At 42.5% G+C, this 19,792-nt stretch carries 14 protein-coding genes and 2 pseudogenes; 12 read left to right on the forward strand and 4 right to left on the reverse strand.

Going from position 1 to position 19,792, the window contains the following annotated elements:
* Positions 1-3: 3 nt before the first annotated feature.
* From GFB47_RS02575 to tadA, 4 genes and pseudogenes are all read left to right on the forward strand, one after another.
* Positions 4-444 (forward strand): annotated as a pseudogene (locus GFB47_RS02575) (MazG family protein); the annotation flags it as partial.
* 203 nt (positions 445-647) lie between these two features.
* The gene (locus tag GFB47_RS02580; protein WP_153446321.1) at positions 648-2,306 is read left to right on the forward strand and encodes a CTP synthase; all 1,659 of its coding nucleotides are present in this window, start codon (positions 648-650) and stop codon (positions 2,304-2,306) included.
* Positions 2,307-2,474: 168 nt separating this feature from the next.
* Positions 2,475-3,776 (forward strand): phosphopyruvate hydratase, encoded by a 1,302-nt coding sequence (gene eno / locus GFB47_RS02585; protein WP_153446323.1) that lies wholly within the window; start codon positions 2,475-2,477, stop codon positions 3,774-3,776.
* A 277-nt stretch (positions 3,777-4,053) separates the two neighbouring features.
* Positions 4,054-4,548, forward strand: coding sequence for a tRNA adenosine(34) deaminase TadA (gene tadA / locus GFB47_RS02590; protein ID WP_153446325.1), 495 nt, complete (start codon positions 4,054-4,056; stop codon positions 4,546-4,548).
* Between the two features lie 545 nt (positions 4,549-5,093).
* Here tadA and mltF read toward each other — a convergent pair.
* Positions 5,094-6,614 (reverse strand): membrane-bound lytic murein transglycosylase MltF, encoded by a 1,521-nt coding sequence (mltF, locus tag GFB47_RS02595; protein WP_153446326.1) that lies wholly within the window; start codon positions 6,612-6,614, stop codon positions 5,094-5,096.
* Positions 6,615-6,972: 358 nt separating this feature from the next.
* Between mltF and purL the strand changes: the two genes are divergently transcribed.
* Together purL and GFB47_RS02605 are read left to right on the forward strand one after the other, a co-directional pair.
* Entirely contained in the window at positions 6,973-10,884 is a 3,912-nt protein-coding gene (gene purL / locus GFB47_RS02600; protein WP_153446328.1) for a phosphoribosylformylglycinamidine synthase, read from the forward strand.
* A gap of 179 nt (positions 10,885-11,063) precedes the next feature.
* Positions 11,064-11,294 (forward strand): DUF3622 domain-containing protein, encoded by a 231-nt coding sequence (locus GFB47_RS02605; protein WP_153446330.1) that lies wholly within the window; start codon positions 11,064-11,066, stop codon positions 11,292-11,294.
* A 136-nt stretch (positions 11,295-11,430) separates the two neighbouring features.
* Here the strand turns inward: GFB47_RS02605 and GFB47_RS02610 are convergent, their stop codons facing one another.
* Positions 11,431-13,407, reverse strand: a complete 1,977-nt coding sequence (locus GFB47_RS02610; RefSeq protein WP_153446332.1) for a RecQ family ATP-dependent DNA helicase — start codon at positions 13,405-13,407, stop codon at positions 11,431-11,433.
* 187 nt (positions 13,408-13,594) lie between these two features.
* On the opposite strand from GFB47_RS02610, the gene GFB47_RS02615 reads away from it, so the two are divergent.
* The 5 genes and pseudogenes from GFB47_RS02615 to GFB47_RS02635 all read left to right on the forward strand — a co-directional run bounded on the left by GFB47_RS02615 (position 13,595) and on the right by GFB47_RS02635 (position 17,834).
* A complete protein-coding gene (locus GFB47_RS02615; protein WP_153446334.1) occupies positions 13,595-14,098 on the forward strand; it encodes a GreA/GreB family elongation factor in 504 nt (167 codons plus the stop codon).
* A gap of 135 nt (positions 14,099-14,233) precedes the next feature.
* The gene (locus GFB47_RS02620; RefSeq protein WP_225874282.1) at positions 14,234-14,986 is read left to right on the forward strand and encodes a DUF2884 family protein; all 753 of its coding nucleotides are present in this window, start codon (positions 14,234-14,236) and stop codon (positions 14,984-14,986) included.
* A 380-nt stretch (positions 14,987-15,366) separates the two neighbouring features.
* Positions 15,367-16,368, forward strand: a complete 1,002-nt coding sequence (locus GFB47_RS02625) for a DUF2860 family protein (RefSeq protein WP_178306435.1) — start codon at positions 15,367-15,369, stop codon at positions 16,366-16,368.
* 44 nt (positions 16,369-16,412) lie between these two features.
* Positions 16,413-16,655 (forward strand): annotated as a pseudogene (locus GFB47_RS02630) (M13-type metalloendopeptidase); the annotation flags it as partial.
* A gap of 192 nt (positions 16,656-16,847) precedes the next feature.
* A complete protein-coding gene (locus GFB47_RS02635; protein WP_153446339.1) occupies positions 16,848-17,834 on the forward strand; it encodes a Solitary outer membrane autotransporter beta-barrel domain in 987 nt (328 codons plus the stop codon).
* Positions 17,835-17,897: 63 nt separating this feature from the next.
* On the opposite strand, the gene GFB47_RS02640 is transcribed toward GFB47_RS02635, so the two are convergent.
* Together GFB47_RS02640 and GFB47_RS02645 are read right to left on the reverse strand one after the other, a co-directional pair.
* Positions 17,898-18,086 carry a DUF4250 domain-containing protein gene (locus tag GFB47_RS02640; protein ID WP_153446340.1) on the reverse strand — a complete coding sequence of 63 codons (189 nt, stop codon included), beginning with the start codon at positions 18,084-18,086 and terminating at the stop codon, positions 17,898-17,900.
* Positions 18,087-18,113: 27 nt separating this feature from the next.
* On the reverse strand, positions 18,114-18,317 hold the full coding sequence (locus GFB47_RS02645) for a YaeP family protein (RefSeq protein WP_153446342.1): 204 nt from the start codon (positions 18,315-18,317) through the stop codon (positions 18,114-18,116).
* Between the two features lie 141 nt (positions 18,318-18,458).
* Between GFB47_RS02645 and kch the strand changes: the two genes are divergently transcribed.
* Positions 18,459-19,634 (forward strand): voltage-gated potassium channel protein, encoded by a 1,176-nt coding sequence (gene kch / locus GFB47_RS02650; RefSeq protein ID WP_203218745.1) that lies wholly within the window; start codon positions 18,459-18,461, stop codon positions 19,632-19,634.
* Positions 19,635-19,792 lie beyond the last annotated feature (158 nt).

Raw genomic sequence — 19,792 nt, forward strand, 5'->3', positions numbered from 1 at the left:
AAAAAGATGAAAACCGAAGTAAGCAAAATCGAACAAAGTATTCTAGACTCAATATCAACATCTTTGCCTGCACTTGAAAGGGCTAATCAGATCCAACATAAAGTGGCTCAATATGGCTTTGATTGGCCCACGCTTGGACCTGTGGTTGATAAAGTACAAGAAGAAATTGCAGAGGTGATGGAAGAGGCCTTGCAAGTCGATATTAACGAGCAAAGAGTCGAAGAAGAGTTAGGCGATCTGATGTTTGCGGTGGTGAACTTGGTTCGGCATCTTGGAAAAGATCCTGAAATGGTGCTTTGCAAAGCCAACAATAAATTTGAACGTCGCTTTCGCGGAGTGGAAACTAAGATTCAGCGAAAAAATAAACCTTTAGAGGATTGTGCTTTGGAAGAGCTTGATCTCGCTTGGGATGAAGTGAAAATAGAAGAAAAGCAGAGTATATGATGGTTTATGCTGTTAAGTTAGACAAAGAACGCGCCCAAGAATTACATTACTACCTCTTAGGTACAAGGGAAATTGATTTGAAGCAAAAAATTAAATTACCGACTGTGATAGATTTCACGTTGTAGCGGAAAAGCGCTTCTGGTATATTTTTATCCCGTCCAGAAGCACCTATTTTCCCTCATTCACCCAATTTCAGGTTAAGCATGACAACAAATTACATTTTTGTTACTGGTGGGGTTGTATCCTCGCTAGGTAAAGGTATTGCAGCCGCATCACTGGCAGCTATTTTAGAAGCTCGTGGTCTTAAAGTGACCATGATGAAACTTGACCCATACATCAACGTTGATCCAGGCACAATGAGCCCGACTCAACATGGTGAAGTATTCGTCACGGAAGATGGTGCGGAAACCGATCTCGATCTTGGTCATTACGAACGTTTCATTCGTACCAAGATGACTAAACGTAATAACTTTACTGCTGGTCGTGTTTATGAAGATGTTCTTCGTAAAGAGCGCCGTGGTGATTATTTAGGTGCAACCATTCAGGTTATTCCTCACATCACTAACTCGATCAAAGATCGCGTTATTGCTGGTGCTGAAGGCCATGATATTGCTTTAGTTGAAGTGGGTGGCACCGTTGGTGATATCGAATCTCTACCATTTATGGAAGCGATTCGTCAGTTAGCGGCTGAAGTTGGCCGTGAACGCGCAATGTTCATGCACCTAACGTTAGTACCTTACCTTGCCGCAGCGGGTGAAGTGAAAACTAAACCGACTCAACACTCGGTAAAAGAATTACTATCTATCGGTATTCAACCAGATATTTTGGTTTGTCGTAGCGATCGTATCATTCCTGCCAATGAACGTAAGAAAATTGCGTTGTTCTGTAATGTGCAGGAAAAAGCCGTGATTTCAATGAAGGATGTAGATTCAATCTACAAAATCCCACAATTGATCCACGCACAAGGTCTTGATAACTTAGTGTGCACACGCTTTGGTATCAATGCACCTGAAGCTAACTTGACTGAATGGGAACAAGTTATTTACGAAGAAGCCAATCCAACTGGTGAAATTACCATTGGTATGGTAGGTAAATACATCGAATTACCAGATGCTTACAAGTCAGTTAACGAAGCTTTAAAACACGCAGGGTTGAAAAACCGTTTAAGCGTAACCATTAAGTATGTAGATTCTCAAGACGTAGAATCTAAAGGTACCGAATTACTAGAAGGCTTAGACGCTATCTTAGTTCCTGGTGGCTTTGGTGACCGTGGTATTGAAGGCAAAATTATGGCCGCGCAATATGCACGCGAAAACCAAGTTCCTTACTTAGGTATTTGTCTGGGTATGCAAGTGGCGTTAATTGAATACGCACGTAACGTTGTTGGCCTTGAAGGCGCACATTCAACTGAGTTTAACCCAGAGACAAAATTCCCTGTGGTTGGCCTTATTACTGAATGGGTCGATAAAGAAGGTAAGGTTGAAGAACGTACCGAATCATCAGACCTTGGCGGCACTATGCGTTTAGGTTCACAACTTTGCCACCTTGAAAAAGGCACTAAAGTACATGAACTTTACGGCAATGCTCAAATTCATGAGCGTCATCGCCATCGTTATGAAGTCAATAACAACTTGCGCCCTCAATTAGAGAAAGCAGGTTTGAAAGTTTCAGGACTTTCTGCCGATAAAAAATTAGTGGAAGTGATTGAGAACCCGAACCATCCTTGGTTTGTAGCGGCTCAATTCCATCCTGAATTCACTTCAACGCCGCGTGATGGACACCCATTATTCGCTGGTTTTGTGAAAGCGGCGGGTCAATTCCAACGCGGTGAATTTGAAGTAGCAGCAGACGTTCAGAAGTAACGTAGCGAATACAAGTAAAAGCAGTTTCAACACTTCTAAGGTTAAGCTCATGTTTAGCCTTAGAGGATTTAAAAAGTAAGATGTAAAAAAGGATACGGATAGTTGCAAAATTTGTGCTGCTATCCATTAGTTTGACATTTAAATTTTAAATTAAACGAGGAAACATTCATGTCTAAGATCGTAAAAGTTCTAGCTCGCGAAATCATTGATTCACGTGGTAACCCAACAGTAGAATCTGAAGTTCATCTTGAAGGTGGCTTTGTAGGTATGGCTGCTGCTCCTTCTGGCGCATCAACTGGTTCTCGTGAAGCTCTTGAATTACGTGACGGCGACAAATCACGTTTCCTAGGTAAAGGCGTTCTTAAAGCTATCGAAGCAGTAAACGGCGAAATCGCTACTGCTCTTGTTGGTAAAGACGCGAAAGACCAAGCTGCAATCGACCAAATCATGATCGATTTAGACGGCACAGAAAACAAATCTAAGTTTGGCGCTAACGCTATTCTTGCTGTTTCTCTTGCGAACGCAAAAGCAGCTGCAGCGGCAAAAGGCATGCCTTTGTTCGAGCACATCGCTGAACTAAACGGCACTCCTGGCGTATTCTCTATGCCTCTTCCAATGATGAACATCATCAATGGTGGCGAGCACGCTGACAACAACGTTGATATCCAAGAATTCATGATTCAACCTGTTGGCGCTAAAACAATCAAAGAAGCTGTACGCATGGGTTCTGAAGTATTCCACAACCTTGCTAAAGTACTTAAAGCTAAAGGCCTAAGCACTGCAGTTGGTGATGAAGGTGGTTTCGCTCCTAACCTTGAGTCTAACGCTGCTGCTCTTGCTGCAATCAAAGATGCTGTAGAAGGTGCTGGTTACGTTCTTGGTAAAGACATTACTCTTGCTATGGACTGTGCTGCGTCTGAGTTTTACGACAAAGAAGCTGGAAACTACAACATGAAAGGCGAAGGCAAAATCTTCACTTCTGAAGAATTTAACTTCTACCTACAAGACCTTGCTAACCAATTCCCAATCGTTTCGATTGAAGATGGTCTAGACGAATCAGATTGGGATGGCTTCAAGCACCAAACTGAACTTCTAGGTGGCAAACTTCAAATCGTTGGTGACGATCTATTCGTTACAAACACTAAGATCCTAGCGGAAGGTATTGAGAAAGGCGTAGCGAACTCTATCCTTATCAAATTCAACCAAATCGGTTCTTTGACTGAAACTCTAGCGGCTATCAAAATGGCGAAAGATGCTGGTTACACTGCAGTTATCTCTCACCGTTCTGGTGAAACTGAAGATGCAACGATTGCTGATCTTGCTGTTGGTACTGCTGCAGGTCAAATCAAAACAGGTTCTATGAGCCGTTCTGACCGTGTTGCTAAGTACAACCAACTAATCCGTATTGAAGAAGCTCTAGGTTCTAAAGCACCTTTCAACGGCCTTAAAGAAGTTAAAGGTCAAGCTTAATTCTTCTGCCTTTGGGCAAAGTATTAACTGATTAAACTTTTGAAATCCCTGTCTAGCAATAGACGGGGATTTTTTTGTCTGTAGAAAATCACTCAATCCCGTATAATCATCGACTGTTAAAAACCAGCACCCGCGATCGTCATTCCGTACATGAGCCTAAGGGAAGAAGATACGGGATCTCGCTTTTGCTTTACGGCAAGAAGCATAATATTTAAGGTGCCGGAGACTTAATCTCAATAGAATAAAATGACTGTATTTAATAGCGACGGAATCTTTAATGCCCCAATTTAGTCCCCAAGATGAACAATTTATGCGCCGTGCGATAGAGCTGGCATCCCAAGCTGAAGCCAATGGCGAAGTGCCTGTTGGGGCGTTGTTGGTTAAAGACGGAATCATCATCGCCGAAGGCTGGAATGCGGCTATTGGTGAGCATGACGCCACCGCCCATGCTGAAATATCGACCTTACGAAAGGCTGGGCAAGCATTAGAAAACTATCGCTTACTCGACACGACCTTATATGTCACGTTAGAGCCTTGCCCTATGTGCGCCGGAGCGCTGTTACATAGTCGAGTCAAGCGTATTGTTTATGGCGCGCCCGATTTAAAAGCAGGAGCGGCAGGGACGGTATTGAATCTGTTTGAAAGCCAAGCATCGTATCATTACGCCGAAGTAGAAGGTGGGTTGCTGGCCGATGAATGCCGTGAGCAGTTGCAACAATTTTTCCGACGTCGCCGTAAGGAAATTAAGCAAAAAAGAAAAGATGAGCGTTAATCATTGAATATCAATCAGCTCAATAAAAAGGATGGTTCGGCAAATTAGCAATGATCCATTTGCCGCAGGTTGTGTTGGTTATGGTGCTGTTAGAAGTGATAGAAGTATTGCAGTCGTTATTGGGTAAAAGGTATTCATTCAAATAACAGAGGTAGGGTGAACTATGACACGACCTCAGCACAAAACACGAAGCTACGATGTCGCCAAATCACTTTCTTTTTGTTGTTCGATAACATGCGCTTTCTACGGGTTGAGCTTGAATTGCGTGAAAATAATGAACTGGTGATTTTTTTTCGAGAGAACATTGGTATATCTCCTTAGTCATCGTCATGTATTGATGTATAAAGCATTTTCTATATGAAGCACCTTGGTATAGATCATTGCTACATACATCAAAGGTGAATATCTTAAGTATAGTGACTTTTTAAGCCTTCCTTTGCTAAGTCGATCTCAGTCTAGATAATCAATGTGACAGTTAAATGAATGGGCTAAGTATGTGTGTACTTAGCCCATGCTGTTTTCTCTTTTTTGTTTCTATAGATGCTCTATTTTGATTCTGCGGCTGGTTGCTCGGTGTTGGTTGCAGTACTGACCGCCGCGCTCACCGCACTACTCACGGGGGCATCAATCACCGTAAAATCGGCATCAAGATTGTCGTTACGGATTTCTTGTTTTTCTTGTGCTTCATAACCAATAATTGTTTGGTAATAACGACGGATATTTTCTACATAGTTCTTCGCTTCACTCCCTCGGGCATAGCCATAACGGGTATAACGGTAGTAACCAGGAAGTTGCAGTTTCGGTAAGCGTGCCTTCACATCTGTCCAAGAATCAGGATTGGCCTTTTGCGCTTTAGTCAGTCTACGAGCATCCATAACATGACCAAAACCTAAGTTATAGGATGCTAAAGCAAACCAGATTTTTTCGTGCTCAGGGATTGAATCGGGGATCCGTTTCACAATGCCGCGTAAATAAGTCACACCACCTTGGATCGATTGAGCCGGGATCAGTCGGTTTTTAACATTCACCATTTTAGCGGTTGATTGGGTCAGCATCATCATGCCGCGCACTCCAGTTGGAGAGGTGGCGTAAGGGTTCCAATGCGATTCTTGATACGATAATGCCGCAATTAAACGCCAATCAAATTCTTTCGAATAGGTCTGAAATAGCTTTTTATATTTAGGTAATTTGCTGTCTAATGAGCGAATAAAAGCACGAGTATCCACATAGTCAAAACTTTGAATATGGCCAAAATACTTCTCTTCCAGACGGGCTAATTTACCTGATTGGTTCATGTTACCGAAAAACTCTAGCATCATGGCGTACAGAGAATCATTATCTGATTTGCGGATGTACCAAGAAATAGGTTGATCTTCGGTGAGTTCAAATGCTGTGGCTAAGCGGGGATGTAGCCTTTGGTTGATTGATAATGAAATGGAATCGACCACCGTAAAATCGATATCTCCAGTTGATACTTTTTTTAACAGATCGTTAGTATCATTATTTTCGACGGTTTCCCAGGTTAATTTTGGGTTGTCTTTGGCGAGGTTTTGTAGTGTTTGATCGAATTCAGATCCTTTAACCACCACAAAGTTTTCTTTATTTTCGCTGCTTTGTTTTTCGATTAACTGTTTCAGGTTGCGTGGTCGCCAAGTACCTTTGCGGTAGACCACTTGTTGGCTAGCATAGTAATAAGCCGGACCAACATTGAAGTGTTTTAATCGCTCAGGCGTGTGGCTAATTCCCGCGGCAATCATATCCACTTCATGATTTTTTAAGGCTGGGAAAAGCCCACTTGAGTGATAAGCCGGTTTAATTTCTAGCTTTACTCCAAGCTCTTTGGCGAATCTTTGCGCAAGTTCATAATCCAATCCGGTCGGACCATCGGTGCCGATAAAATAAGAAATTTGATTGTTCAAAGTTCCAACGCGTAATACACCACGTTGTTGGATCTGCTCTAAGTCAGACAAAGGCTTAGTATCTGGTTGGCAAGCGGTTAATCCTATTAGGATACATAGCACCACTAACCAGCGTTTATATTGGAAATGAGAGTGAAATTTAGTCAAAAAGGGGATCTCATAAAATGTTTAGACCTCCTTTATACCAAATGCAGCGGTTGTCAGCAAAGTTGTCAGAATCAGCTTATGATCTGGCTGTAACTTATAATGTTTTCGATATAATACGATTCAAATTTATCTCATTTATATTTTTTGGATTAGGCAATGAAAATAATTTGCGCAAACGGTTGCTTTGGGTGTTACTTCGAGTGGGGATTTCCTCTATAATGTGCGCCAAAGGCCACCTGTGAGGTAAAGGTGAGATTGAAATAACTTCGATATTTGATTTAAGTCGTTGAAATTATTTCAATATCACTTTGTTGTGATGACGTATTTTATAAACCAACAGCCAAAGAGACCTAAGTACATGAGAATTTTGCGTGGTTCACCCGCTTTATCCGAATTTCGTGTCAACAAGCTTTTAGAGCTTTGTCGTGAGTTAAACCTACCTGTGTCGAGCATTTATGCTGAATTTGCGCATTTTGCTGACCTGACTTCTGAACTTGATAGCAAAGAAGTTGAAAAGTTAGAAAAGCTGCTTACGTATGGTCCTACCATTGAAGATCACGAGCCTCAAGGTCTACTACTATTGACCACTCCTCGCCCTGGCACCATCTCGCCTTGGTCATCAAAAGCCTCTGATATCGCCCATAATTGTGGTTTAAGCAAAATCAAACGTCTTGAGCGTGGTACGGCTTATTATGTTGAATCCTCAGTCGAATTATCAGAACTGCAATTATTAGAGCTTAAAGCACTATTGCATGATCGCATGATGGAAGTGGTGTTTTCTGATTTTGAGCAAGCAGATGCCTTGTTTAACGTCGCGCAACCTGCGCCAGTCTCTGAAGTTGATCTATTAACTGGTGGACGTGCTGCGCTAGAAGAGGCCAATGTTAGCCTTGGTTTAGCCTTAGCCGATGATGAAATTGGTTACTTAGTCGAAAGCTTTACCCAAAAGTTAGGCCGTAACCCAACGGATATTGAATTGATGATGTTTGCTCAAGCGAACTCAGAGCATTGTCGTCATAAAATCTTTAATGCTGGCTGGACCATTGATGGCGTTGAACAAGAAAAGTCTTTGTTCAAAATGATCAAAAACACCATGGAAGTAACACCGGATAACGTATTGTCTGCTTATAAAGACAACGCGGCGGTGATGGTGGGTTCTAATGTGGGTCGTTTCTTCCCAGATCCAAAAACACGCGAATATGGCTACAGCCAAGAGCTCGCACATATCTTAATGAAAGTTGAAACCCACAACCATCCAACTGCGATCTCGCCTTGGCCGGGCGCTTCAACCGGTTCTGGCGGCGAAATTCGTGATGAAGGCGCAACCGGTATCGGTGGCAAACCAAAAGCTGGTTTAGTCGGTTTCTCGGTATCGAACCTTAAGATTCCAAACTTTGTGCAACCTTGGGAAACCGATTTTGGCAAACCAAGTCGTATCGTCACAGCATTGGATATTATGCTTGAAGGCCCACTAGGCGGCGCGGCATTTAACAATGAATTTGGTCGTCCAAACCTACTCGGTTACTTCCGTACTTACGAACAAAAAGTTAACTCTCATAACGGCGAAGAAATTCGTGGATACCACAAGCCAATCATGTTGGCTGGTGGTTTAGGTAATATTCGTGACGAGCATGTTCAGAAAAAAGAGATCCCAGTCGGCGCGAGCTTAATTGTGTTGGGTGGCCCTGCGATGAATATTGGTCTGGGCGGCGGAGCGGCGTCTTCAATGGCATCGGGTCAATCGGCAGAAGACTTAGATTTTGCTTCAGTACAACGTGAAAACCCAGAAATGGAACGTCGTTGCCAAGAAGTGATCGACCGTTGTTGGCAGTTGGGTGACGATAACCCGATCGCCTTTATTCACGATGTGGGCGCCGGTGGTATCTCTAATGCCTTACCTGAGTTAGTCGATGATGGTGAGCGTGGCGGTATTTTCCAATTGCGTGATGTACCAAACGATGAGCCAGGAATGAGCCCATTAGAGATTTGGTGTAATGAATCACAAGAACGTTATGTTATGGCCGTCGCGCCAGAAAACATGGCTGCATTTGAAGCGATTTGTCAGCGTGAACGCGCGCCTTATGCCGTTGTGGGTGTGGCAACACAAGAACGCGAATTGAAGTTAGAGGATTCACATTTCGACAATACGCCGATTGATATGCCGATGGATGTTCTTTTAGGTAATACGCCTAAAATGCACCGTGATGCCAAAACATTAAAAGCCAATAACCCAGCGATTGATCGCAGCGAAATTGAGCTTAATGAAGCGCTGGATCGCGTACTTCGCTTGCCAACAGTGGCGGAAAAAACCTTCCTTATTACTATTGGCGACCGCTCGGTAACCGGATTAGTGGCTCGTGATCAAATGGTTGGTCCTTGGCAAGTTCCTGTGGCTAACTGCGCAGTAACGGCAGCAAGTTATGATACTTATCATGGCGAAGCAATGTCGCTAGGTGAGCGCACGCCGGTTGCCTTACTCGACTTTGGCGCCTCTGCGCGTTTAGCGGTGGGTGAATCCATCACTAACATTGCAGCGACTGATATTGGCGATATTAAACACATTAAATTATCGGCAAACTGGATGTCTCCTGCAGGCCACCCAGGCGAAGATGCCGGTCTTTATGAAGCGGTAAAAGCGGTTGGTGAAGAACTTTGTCCTGCGCTTGGTCTTACCATTCCGGTCGGCAAAGACTCAATGTCGATGAAAACCAAATGGCAACAAGATGGTGAAGAGCGCGAAGTAACCTCTCCGTTATCTTTGGTGATCACCGCCTTTGCGCGTGTTGAAGATGTGCGTAAAACCATTACTCCTGAATTAAAAACCAATCAAGGCGAGACCAGTCTTATTTTGGTGGATTTAGGCAATGGTAAAAACCGTATGGGCGCGACCGCATTGGCTCAAGTTTATAACCAATTAGGCGATAAACCGGCGGATGTTGATAACGCGGCGCAATTAAAAGGCTTCTACACTGGCATTCAAGCTTTAGTCGCTGAGAGCAAGTTATTGGCTTATCACGACAAAGGTGATGGTGGTCTATTAATTACCTTGGCTGAAATGGCGTTTGCCGGTCACTGTGGTATTAAAGCGGATATTGCTGCGTTAGGTAATGATGAATTAGCAGCATTATTTAATGAAGAGTTAGGCGCGGTCATTCAAGTGCGTAATGATGATCTTGAATCGGTTCAAGCAACACTTGCAGCTAATGGTTTAGGTGAGTGTTCGCATGTGATTGGCTCGGTAGAAGCATCGGATTCACTGCTGATCACTTCAGGTAACACTGTGGTTCTTGAGCGTAATCGTACCGAACTACGTATGATTTGGGCTGAAACCACAAACAAGATGCAAGCCATGCGAGATAACTCAGCGTGTGCGGCGCAAGAGCATACTGCTAAAGCAGACAACAGCGACCCAGGCCTAAATGTTAAACTGAGCTTTGATATCAATGAAGATGTTGCCGCGCCTTATATTGCGGCTTCGATGATAAACACTGGCGCGAAACCTAAGATGGCGATTTTGCGCGAGCAAGGGGTTAACTCACACGTTGAAATGGCTGCCGCCTTTGACCGTGCGGGCTTTGCTACCACTGATATTCACATGAGCGACATTCTAACCGGACAAGCAGCACTAGAAGAGTACCAAGGCCTAGTGGCATGTGGTGGTTTCTCTTACGGTGACGTACTCGGTGCCGGTGAAGGTTGGGCGAAATCGGTATTGTTTAACGATAATGCGCGTGACCAATTTGCTGGTTTCTTTGAGCGTCAAGATACCTTCTCGCTTGGCGTGTGTAATGGTTGTCAGATGCTATCTAACTTGCGCGACCTTATTCCTGGTGCTGATTTATGGCCACGTTTTGTACGCAATGAATCAGAGCGTTTTGAAGCGCGTTTCAGTTTGGTTGAAGTGCAAAAGTCGGATTCAGTTTTCTTTAGTGAAATGGCTGGATCTCGCATGCCAATCGCCGTTTCTCACGGTGAAGGTCGTGTGGAAGTGCGTGGTAATGAGCATCTACAAGCGATTGAAAATTCTGGCACGGTGGCGCTACGCTATGTGGATAATATGGGTAATCCAACTCAGCAGTATCCAAATAACCCGAACGGTTCACCCAACGCTATCACAGGTTTAACCACCGACGATGGCCGCGTGACCATCATGATGCCGCACCCAGAGCGTGTATTTAGAACTGTAGCGAACTCATGGCACCCAGAGGACTGGAGTGAAGACAGCCCATGGATGCGTATGTTCCGTAACGCGCGCAAGCATATCGGTTGATAGAAAGGCCTAACTTGTTAACTTAATAAAAACGATCACTTCGGTGGTCGTTTTTTGTTGGCGTTATTTCAATTAAATATGCATCTTTTTTGATCAAACTGTGTTTTAATGCGCGCCTAATTTAGCTTTGCGCCTAAGCGAAATGTTTCACCATGGGGCAGGGTAGGTAAAAGAGTATTATGAGCAATAAATATAGTTTTCAATTGGTTGAGAAGCGTAACGGTTGGTCTGCAGAAATCGTTCGTCAAATAACTTCACGCCGTACTATCATTTCTAAGCGTCAACTAGGTTTTGAAACCGAAGCTGAAGCGACGCAGTGGGCTGAAAAAGAATTGGTTGAATTCCAAAAAATCCAGACTGAACGCAATAAGCGTAAATCAGCTGGCAAGCGTAAGAACGACGACGAGTAAGTCGAAGTTGCAACAAATATAAAAAAAAACGGTCGCCTTATGGTGACCGTTTTTTTATGGATCCAATTTAGTGCTAACACCAAAGCAGCGTCTTTTCTTAGTATCTAAATTGATCCAATAATCAATGTCATGGTTATCAACCTAACTGTTCTACCCACTGTTGTACTTGAGCAAATGGATACTGCTCTAACTTGCCGACCCCTTCCATTTTACTGGCTTTAAGCTTATTACTCAGTGGGGTGGAAATGCCACATAAGAATCTTGTGATCGCCTCAGAAGTTAATTGCATTTCTTGTTGGTGTGGGCTGCCTTCAAAAGCGGCTTTAAATGGCGCTACCCACTGATCGATGTTTGCTAATGGCACATCATCTAAATAAGGTTTTGGTAGCACCGCGACTTTACCGCGACACACGCTACAATGGCCGCAAGCATTTGGTACATCATGATCTAAAAAGTACCCTGCAAGCTTTGAGCTCAGGCAGGACGGGCTTTCAAATAAATTTATCAAGGTTTGAATTCGGTTTAGATCACCATGTTCCTTTTGCTTGAAAAGTGCACTAAGCTCATTGGCTACCTCGGTATTATCACGTTGAGTTTCGGGATGATCCGCCCCTAACACTTGATACACATCGGTGATTTGTTTGCTTTCTAATTCAATCAAACCTTGCTCATGAAAATAATCTAACGCCGCCACTACACGGCTACGTTCGGCTTGATAACCCATCCATAAAGCATCGAAATCGACACTGCGCCAAGTCTTAGCAATTTTTGAGCAGCTGAAAATGGCTTGAATAAATTGATGCCTTTCAGCGTGAGCGCCATGTTGCGGAAAGCGAGCTAAAATATCCGCTTCGCTAACAATATGTTTAAAACGATAATCGGCATAATAGCTGTACTTTGCTTGAATAATGCCTTGCAGTTCGAGATACACTAAGAGCGTTTTGAGCGGCAACTGACGAATATTTGAATCACGAGATAAGCGCGTTAGCATGACCTCCCATAACCCCGATTGGCTTTGGTCATCATAAATCGACTGCAATACGTGTTTAAACGAACAAGTATCGGGCGTATCACCATAAACAAAGTTTTCGAGCACATTAATGCCAGAAGTATTGGCCAGTACTGTGCAATAGGATTTTTCGCCATCACGACCCGCGCGGCCAATTTCTTGTGAGTAGTTTTCTATCGATTTAGGCAGGTCAAAATGCACTACGCGGCGAATATCGGATTTATCTATCCCCATACCAAATGCAATCGTAGCGACAATGCATGGCACTTCTCCGCTCATAAATTGCTGCTGAATATGTTGACGAAGATCGGAATCTAACCCTGCGTGATAGGCGAGGGCATTCATCCCATGGCGTTGTAGGTATTGCGCTACTTGGGCTGCGGTGTGTTGTAAGGTGACATACACTATGGTAGGAAGATCGGGAGTCGAACACAGTAAATCAACCAAGGCTTGGGGTTTATCTTCTTCTTCACAAGGCAAAACGTTGAGATCAAGGTTGGGGCGATAAAAGCCAGTAATGGTAATGTTATCTTTAGCAATATTGAATTTATTACTCATATCCTCAATAACCGCAGGTGTCGCAGTGGCGGTTAATAATAACACTTGAGGGATCTGCAAACTTTGGCAGTAAAAAGGCAGCTTTAAATAATCAGGGCGGAAATTATGTCCCCACTCAGAAATACAGTGCGCTTCATCCACCACTAGCATCGAGATCGGCACTTGTGAAATAAACTGACGAAAGCGTTCGTTTTTCAATCGCTCAACCGAAATCATCAACACCTTGATTTCGCCGCTACGAACTTGCTGCATAATGCGATTACTGGTTTCACGGTCTTGAGTTGAATCGAGTGAGGCGGCAGCAATGCCTTTGGAATGAAGGAACTCAAGCTGATCTTTCATTAATGCTAGTAAAGGGGATATCACTAAGGTCAGATTAGGCAATAACACCGCCGGTAATTGATAACACAAAGACTTGCCGGAGCCGGTAGGGAAAATAGCGGCGGCAGAATGTCCGGCTAAAATGGCCTCGATAACTTGTGATTGCCCACCTCGTAATTCATTAAAACCAAAGTATTGTGTTAATGCTTGCTGGATTTGGCTCATTATCAATTTCCGTTTGTCGATTAAGATAGAGTGGTATAATGCCAACCGTAGTCACGATCGATCATCTCATTACTTTGCTTGTTATAATACGTTATTTCCTCGCGTCTCACAGAGGCAAGTTTGAGAAAATTATTCACTTATTACCCATTCATTTATGACACATCCACTCATTAAAATAGGTTAGACATTGATAGACAAGAAAAGCGTCGATAAATCCATGTTGCATCGGGTCATCATTCAAAAACTAGAAGCGGTGTACGCCAGTTCTTTAGCCGCGACAAAAACTGCGATTGATACCGCGACCGACAAAGAGAATGTGCCGCAGCATAAATACGATACCTTAAGTTTAGAGGCATCGTATTTAGCGCATGGGCAAGGTCAGCGCTTGCAGCAATGTTTGCGTGAACTTCACAGCTTTAAAGCACTCCCCGTCAAAGATTGGTCGGTTGAAGATGCGGTGTCTATTGGCGCTTTAATTGAGCTGTTTGATGACAATGATAATAGCAATAAATGGTTTTTCTTAAGCCCTGTAGCGGGTGGTCTGAATGTGTCGTTTTCAGACCATAGCATTTCATTAGTGACGCCAGAGTCGCCATTAGGTAAAGCATTAAATAAAAAAATGCGAGATGATGAAGTGGTGGTAGACATTGCCGGCCGAATTAAATGTTACGAAGTAATGTCTATTTATTGATTCGATAAATGTTAAGGTTGAGGTTATTGGTAATTTGACCTTTCACTGACTCCTGAATTCTGGCTTAAGTGGATTAAATCTTGCTAGTATTTTATTCCAATGTTTTTTTACTCATCTCTAATGAGGCTTTATTTTATGAAACGGACTTTACTCTCGGTAGCGTTAACCCTTACTTCTGTCTCCGCGATGGCGCAAGTGCCACGTTGTGATATCAATATCGACAATGAATTACACCTCAAAAACGAACAAGTTTCGGTTTATCAGCAAGGTAAGCCAAAGGTTGTGATTGACCAAAATAATGATTTATTCATTAATGGCAAAAAAATCACCCTTAACCAAACCCAAGAAAATGCGGTCAAGGCCTATCGTGAGAAAGTGAGTGAGTATATCCCGAAAGCTAAAAAAATTGGTGATGATGGCATGACACTTGCCAATCAAGTGATTGATGATATTAGCGCTAGCTTTAATAACAGCAAAGCATTTGATAACGTTAAAACCGCCGTTGATGGCTATTATGCGGATATCGAATCTCGTTATTACATTAATGGCGAGTGGGTGATCAAAAAAGATGCGGTTAAGGATGCGCTATCCAATTGGAAGCAAGAGTCGGCCGCTGCAATGCAAAAGTTCAATGGTGAGTTTTTCTCTAGTGCCTTTGCGGTGTTATCGGAAAAAATGAAAACCGATGGCAGTGTGAATTTGACCGAATTGCAAACCCAAATGACAGATATGAAAAAGCAGATCGAAACCCGTCTTCAATCTCAATCCCAACAGTTGCAAAAAGAAGCCAATGCTTATTGTGGTAATTTACATGATCTCGTAAGCGAAGAGAAAACCTTACATCAACAAGTGCCTCAGCTTAAAAATTACTCGGTGTTTGTTGAGTAACCAATAGTTCTAATCTGAAGAATAAAAATGCCAGCTATGACGATCGTGAAATCGATAATCATAAGCTGGCATTTTAGTTTCTAACTCAGAATCAAAAGCACTGAGTGAGAAGTGGATAAGATCAATTACTGATCTTTATTCATCTGAGTTAATTTATCTCCAATCGGTTCAGAGAATTATAGGCGGAGAGTTCACCTCTCCAAGCAATTGGACGTTGTTTTTATTTTAAGTTAAAGTATGATTTAACTCACAAAGCTTGAGTTATCTCCGATTTATATTGATAACAATGGTATTGGTTGGGTGAACAAATTGGCGTTTAGTGCCAATATTGATGGATAAGTATATCAATCAATATCCTAATTACTCTAATGAGAATATTTATGAATGCAATTATCCCATTGATGGTCATTATAACCAGTTTACTCTCTGCCAATGTGGCGGCCGAGGAAGTGAAACCTAATAAGTGGCAACCCGGCTTTTCTGGCACCATTATGGGGATGTTTGGTGGAGTACAAACTCAAGATCAAGCGGATTCTGGCGATAAAAAAATCAACTCTTTGGATGATAAAGCCGAAAAAAAGAATAAAGCCTTCTTCTTACCGATCAGTACCGGCATTTTGCAATACACTTTAGACAGTGGCGAGCAACAGTTCTACATCGGTACCGACCAATCGGATTTGGCCATCGGTCGAGTGCATTTTGAGCTGGGGTATAAACAATATGTTAAACAGGCAGGCACCTTTAGTTTAGGTATCGTTCCAGGGTTATTGAAAAGTGATACTTGGGAAGACCCTTATTTAGTCGGTGAAAATCGGGATAAAACCAAAGCGGTTGTTCGTGGCTTACGTTTTAAATACGAAAATATCATGGCGTCACAATTTTCGATTGAATTGGCTGCGGGCAAACAAGTGATTAAAGATGAACAAAGTGCTTCAGGAGCTAATTACACCGATCAAGAAAGAGCGTTATTGCAACGTGAAGGTAATGTGTATTTTGCTCAGTTATCTCATGTGAATCCTATCACCCAAAGTTTTTATCTACGGAGCGCTTTATCTTATAAGCGTTTAGATGCCGATGGCGCGGCAATGGCATCAAATAGCTATGGTGGTGACTTATCCTTTATTAAGGTGCTGCACAGTTCCAATTTAGTCCTAAATATTCGGTATCACCATATTGATTTTGATGAAAGCAACCCTGTATTTGAGAACACTCAATCTGATAACAAATATGGCGTGATCGCGACTTACGTTTATAAAAACCTATTTGGTTGGAAAGGCGTTGGGGTCGGTGCTGCGGTGGGCTACATCGTTGGAGATTCAAATATCGACTTTTATGATAGTTCTAATGCGCTTGTGAGCACTGGCGTGAGTTATTCATTTTAATTTTTTAAGGCTTTAAAGCTTTTGAAAAAGAAGTACAAGGCAGAGATAAAGAAAAACAGCAAGCCTACCAAACGTTTTTCATTGAATTGGCAAAAACTTGGCGTTCAAAATATCGTGAAGATATCTTAGTGCGGATCATCAGTTCTGATCCTCATCCACCAGGCATCTATCGAGTCAATAGCACACTAATGAATATGTCAGCGTTTCAAAAGGCGTATCAAACTAAACCGGGTGATGGCATGTATCGAGCGCCAAAAGATCGGGTAGAATTATGGCCGGATTTATAACCAAAAAATAGATAAACCGAGGTGGTTGAAGGGGGGATTGGCGTTGCGCTTAATAAACGGCAACGTCAATTGATTGAAATAGTGCTTAGGTATAGCAGAGTTTGACACTGCTCAAACGTTAACAAAAGGTTTCAGGTGTTAATTAAATAGTGTGTTCTAATATAAACTTCATGTGTTCAGGGAGGTTATTGCGTGAAAAGGATTTTACCAGTAATCGGCATTACTAGCCTTATGATGAGTAGTCAGCTGTATGCTCAATCAGAGCTAAGGAAGGCTGGTCAAGCCTATTATGAGCAATTATTTGCCTCTACGGTGGTGTTGTCGGATAACGATCTCATTTCGTTGGGTATCCAAAGCTTTGATCCCAGTTCGGTGTTTCATACCGATAACGATAATTTTGGTAACGAGGATACGGTACAAAATCGTAAAAACATCGCCGTCTTTACCTTGCCTTTGCACTTTAATTTGAGCGAGCCGGATAGTCCGTTCCAACATAATCTGCAATTTAGGCTCGGTTACCTTTCCATATCGCAAGACTTGCAACTCGCTGACGACACCCCAATGGATAACTTTAAACAGGAAGTGTATAGCGGTTTTTTTAACTATTTGTTGAAGTACAGACTGACCAGTAACTGGGCGCTAGGTTATGGTTTTGGTAGCTATCTCATGTATGCCAATAATAGTTATAATTTTAACTCGCAAGAATCACAAATATTGAAACCTTTCTTAGATGATGCGATTACCAACAGTTCGGCTTGGTCAACGATCATAGAGCCTCAGATTGAGTTAGATTATGAACAACATCAAGCTTGGGGTAAGTGGGGCTTTTCCTCTCAATGGCATTATTTTTATGGCAAGAACTGGGGGCAAGCAAATGATGGTTACCTTGGAAATCCTGAAGGTTGGCGGATCAGTAATGGAGTGAAGTTTCAATATGATTTATCCCACAGTTTTACATACACACCGTCACTGTATTCGAGTATCAAGCGTATTGATATTGGCGGTGATGCTACCCAAATCTTAGAAACCAATAGTTATTATGAAGCCAGTTTTGGGGTTTTGTTATCGGATTTATTTGGTAAAGATGGCTGGATTGAAACAGTAGGAATAGGGGCCAATATTAATTACGGCAGTGCTTTACGCGGCGGGAGTATTATTCTTTATGTGAACCCGTTTTAAGAAACACCCGCCAGAATTTAACTGTCAAATATGTGCTCTGACGGGGGATAAAATAGATGGGGTTTAGCGGAACTGCTTCACTTCTGGTAAGTAATCAAAGCCAGCAGAGCTGAGTTTTTCAATCAATTTCGCTTGGTCGATATCGAAGAATTTGACCAGATTTTCTAAATCGCCAAACTCGTCACGGATCTTCATATTGACGATGCTCATCAACATGATTGGATCCATTTTTTCAAAGTTGGTTAAATCCATAGCATCGTTCCTTATTCTATCAATTGGTTAATCTTCAAAATCTGAAATCAAAAGATTAGCAGCAGCAAAAGCGGCGCGCTCACGGGTTTCTTTTGGTAGCGATTCATCAGCAGCGATGTCATTAAAGGTTTTTAAAGCGCAAGTGATGGCTTGAGGAATATAGCCTTGATCACCACTGCCAATTTGAGCGTAAAGTTCGCGAATTAACTCACAACAATCGTAGATTTTCATTATTACGGTCTACCTATTTTAAAATATGCCTCATTATTACACATTGATGTGATAAGAGGGAATGTCGTGAAACCTAAAGTCACACAAGTTTCAAGCAAGAACCATGCATGACTCCTTTATTAAATGATATTAAGGCTGATTTTGAAGATACTCAAACACAAGTTATTAGATATCTGTAAACCATCGTGGATACTCGCTATTTTGGTGGCGATTAACGGTTATTGGTTTATTAAGCCCGTCGTTCAACATACATTGGAAATGTTACCAAGCGTATTAAATTGGTCGTTAGATTGGTTAGACTTGATTAATGATATTGGCTTAGCTGAATTGCCAAGATTACTGCTTGGCGCAGGCTTGATTATTATGTCAATCGGCCTCGCTTTACAGGCGCGTTTAGCTTGGGCATTCTCGCTGATCTTGTTGTTAGTGGTGGCCGCGATCAGTTTTTTATCTTCGGCACCAGGCTTATTATTACTTTCATATACATTGGTTGTCACCTTGTTGCTGCTGATGTATTGGAAGAGTTTTGATAGTTCGAGTATTGCCGCAGGTAGTTTATTTGCTTTAACCAGTACCGGTGCATTAATGCTGTATGCGGTATTTGGTAGTTTATATTTAGGCGATCAATTTAGCGCCCCCATTGTCGATATGCCAACCGCGTTTTATTTCTCGATTGTAAGTATGTCAACGGTGGGTTATGGCGATTTATACCCTGTGACGTCAACGGCGAGATTGTTCACCGCCTCGATTATCGTCATGGGCATCACCGTTTTCGCGACTTCGATTAGTGCCATTATTGGGCCGGTGATCGGTGGTAATCTTAAAAAAATTGTAAAAGGTAGGATATCGAACGTGATGAGAAAAAATCATTTTATTATTGTCGGAGTGTCACCCACTGCGCACAGTGTGTATGCCGGGTTAGTTGAACGTGGCGATGCAGTTACGGTAGTAGCGCCCGTTGGCGCAGAGCATGAATATCCCGCCGATGCGGATATTGTTTTTGGCGATCCTAGTTCGGCCGATGTGTTAGTCGAAGCGGGTGCGTCAAAAGCGAAATATATTCTCGCGCTTCGTAATGAAGATGCCGAAAATGCCTTTATTGTATTAGCTGCCAAAGAAGTGGGTGACAGTGATACCAAAACCATTGCCTTAGTGAACTCAAGTAAGCATATCCCTCAAATTCGACGAGTAAAGCCAGATGTGGTGTTCTCATTACAACTACTCGGTAGCGAGCTATTGGTCAGAACCTTAAAAGGCGAGACCATAGATAATAAACTGATCACGAAACTCTTCTTTGGCGCAGAGTCGACTGAGTAAAGGTGTGTATTCGCTGTATTGTGACGGAGTTCTAGCAGCGGCCTTTTTGCCACCTTTTTTGGCTGTTGAAAAAAGGTTGGTCACCGAAGGCTGTGTGATGAACTCACCACACAATCAATATTCAAATAAACCGCTATGGTTCCATACTCTTCAGGATG

Source organism: Vibrio algicola (assembly GCF_009601765.2).
GTDB lineage: Bacteria > Pseudomonadota > Gammaproteobacteria > Enterobacterales > Vibrionaceae > Vibrio > Vibrio algicola.